We start from the raw sequence: 2,628 nt of genomic DNA, 5'->3' as shown, positions 1-2,628 counted from the left end.
TCCAGCAGCAGGGCGCGCCGCCGCCGCCCGCCTTCCAGCAGCAGACGGCGCCCCCGCCGGCCCCGCCGCGTTCGGACGGCGACGACTGGCTGCTGTCCCCGCCCTCGCAGCCGGCCCCGCAGGCCCAGCCCCCGCAGTCCCCGGCCCCGCAGAACCCGGTGGGGCAGCCGCCCTTCCCGGGCCAGCCGGGCCACGGCCGGCCGCAGGGCGACCCGCAGGGCCACGGCCAGCAGAACCACGGCCAGCAGCAGGGCCACGGCCAGCAGCACGGTCCGGGGGCCGGTCAGCCGCCGCTGTCCAACAACTGGACCGCGTTCATCGCGCCGGACCGCGAGTACTTCCTGGCGATGATGCAGCGCAGCGGCCCCGAGGCGACCGGGCTCAACCTGCCCGCGTACTCCCCGGAGCAGCAGCTCGCGCTCACCGGCAGCCAGATCACGATCGGCCGCCGCCGGCACAGCACGGGCGAGTCCCCCGACATCGACCTGTCGGTGCCGCCGGAGGACCCGGGCGTCTCCCACCAGCACGCGGTGCTGGTGCAGCAGCCCGACGGCAGCTGGGCCGTGGTGGACCAGAACTCCACCAACGGCACCACGGTCAACGGGTCCGAGGAGCCGATCCAGCCGTACGTCCCCGTCCCCCTCCAGGACGGCGACCAGGTGCACGTCGGGGCGTGGACGACGATCACCGTCCGCCGGGACTGAGCACCGCGTCCGGCCGGACGGGGCGTCTGCGACCATGGACGGGTGACTGAGAACCCGCGCGACACCACGCAGGTCGTGACCTTCTACGAGCAGGTCGGCGGCGAGGCCACCTTCAGGCGCCTGGTGCACCGCTTCTACCAGGGCGTCGCCGACGATCCGCTGCTGCGGCCGATGTACCCGGAGGAGGACCTCGGACCGGCGGAGGAGCGGTTCGCGCTCTTCCTGATGCAGTACTGGGGCGGGCCGCGCACCTACAGCGAGCGGCGCGGCCACCCCCGGCTGCGGATGCGGCACGCCCCGTTCCGGGTGGACCGTGCCGCGCACGACGCCTGGCTGGGCCACATGCGGGTGGCGCTGGACGAGCTGGCGCTCGACCCGGAGCACGAGCGGCAGCTGTGGGAGTACCTGACGTACGCGGCGGCCTCGATGGTGAACACCGACGGCTGACCTGCGGTCACGCATCGCCGACGCGCGTGCGGAATGCGGTACTCCGCGGCCGGATACCGGTCACGAATGCATCAAGTTGTGTCTGTAAGCGGTTTCACGAACCACCGTGGGTCTGAAAGCATCCAGGCAACGCCAGGGGCGGGCGTGCCGGATGTGGTGACGAGGGGGCCAGGTGACGGGGTTCGTCTTTCTGCGGGTGAGGGCGCACCGGCTCCTGCTCGCCGCGGCCGTGCTGGCCGTGCTCCTGACCACCTCGGTCCTGGCCGCGCTCACCGCGTTCTCCGGCTCCGTGGGCGACGCCGCCCTGCGGCACGCGCTCACCCACCGCTCCGCGGAGCCCGCCTCGCTCGTGATCTCCGCGCAACTGGCGCCCGAGGAGCGCGAAGCGGCCGACGCGGCCGCCCGCAAGGCCGCCCGGGAGACATTCGACGGGCTGCCGGTCACCGTGCGGACGCTGGAGGCGTCCGGACCGTACGCCCTCCCCCGCGCCCTCCAGTCACCGGCCGCCCGGGGCGGCGACCCCGACCTCACGCACTTCGCCGCGCTGGACCGCGACCGCGTCCGCCTCACCGCCGGACGCCTGCCCGCCGCCGGGGCGGGGAAGAAGGGCGGGCCCGTCGAGGCCGCCCTGCCCGCGAGCGCCGCCGACGCGCTGTCGCTGGAGCCCGGCGCCCGGTTCCGGGTCACCGACCGGCTGGGCGGCAAGCCGCTGGACGTCGTGATCACCGGGCTCTACAAGGCCGCCGACCAGGCCGACCCGTACTGGCAGCTCGACGCGCTCGGCGGGCGCGGCATCCGCAAGGTCGTCTTCACCACCTACGGCCCGCTGCTCACCGACCCCGCCGTGCTCGGCTCGGGCCGCACCAGCGCGGGCGAGATGGCCTGGCTGGCGACCGCCGACTTCCGCACGGTGACCACGGACGGGATCGCGGACCTGCGGGAGGCGGCGACCACGGGCCCCCAGCGGCTGCTGGCCGCACCCGTGTTCAAGGACGGGGCCACCGCCCGCACCTCGCTGCCCACCGTGCTCGAACAGATCGACCGCGCCCTGCTGGTGTCCCGCTCCACGCTGACCATCGTCGCCGTGCAGCTGGTGCTGCTCGCCGGCTACGCCCTGCTCCTGGTGGCCCGGCTGCTCAGCAGCGAGCGCGCGGGCGAGACCGAGCTGCTGCGGGCGCGCGGCGGATCGCGGGCCCGGATCACCTCGCTCGCCGCCGTCGAGGCGCTGCTGCTCGCCCTGCCCGCGGCCGTCGTCGCCCCGCTGCTCTCCGGACCGCTGACCCGGCTGCTGGCCGACCGCAGCGAACTCTCCCGGATCGGGCTGCGCCTGGACACCGGCATGACCGGCCAGGTGTGGCTGGTCGCCACCGTCACCGCGCTGGCCTGCGCGCTCGCCGTGGTGGCGCCCGCCCTGGCCGCCAGCGCCGGGGGCCGGCGCTCCGCCCGGTCCGCCGCGCTGCCCGGCCCGGTGCGGGCC

Annotated in this window: 3 protein-coding genes; all 3 read left to right on the top strand. The window is 75.5% G+C overall.

Translation table 11 applies throughout. The annotated features are described in order from the left end of the window. On the top strand, window positions 1-704 hold a 704-nt coding region (locus MHW47_RS34380; protein ID WP_239227762.1), incomplete at its 5' end, for an FHA domain-containing protein. A 42-nt stretch (window positions 705-746) separates the two neighbouring features. Then, window positions 747-1,151 carry a globin gene (locus MHW47_RS34375; RefSeq protein WP_239227761.1) on the top strand — a complete coding sequence of 135 codons (405 nt, stop codon included), beginning with the start codon at window positions 747-749 and terminating at the stop codon, window positions 1,149-1,151. Window positions 1,152-1,323: 172 nt separating this feature from the next. Then, window positions 1,324-2,628, top strand: a 1,305-nt coding sequence (locus MHW47_RS34370) for an FtsX-like permease family protein (RefSeq protein ID WP_308381743.1), incomplete at its 3' end; no start/stop codon positions are given.

The organism is Streptomyces sp. OfavH-34-F, from assembly GCF_022347745.1.
Taxonomy (GTDB): domain Bacteria; phylum Actinomycetota; class Actinomycetes; order Streptomycetales; family Streptomycetaceae; genus Streptomyces.
This window is presented reverse-complemented; position numbering and strand designations above follow the sequence as displayed.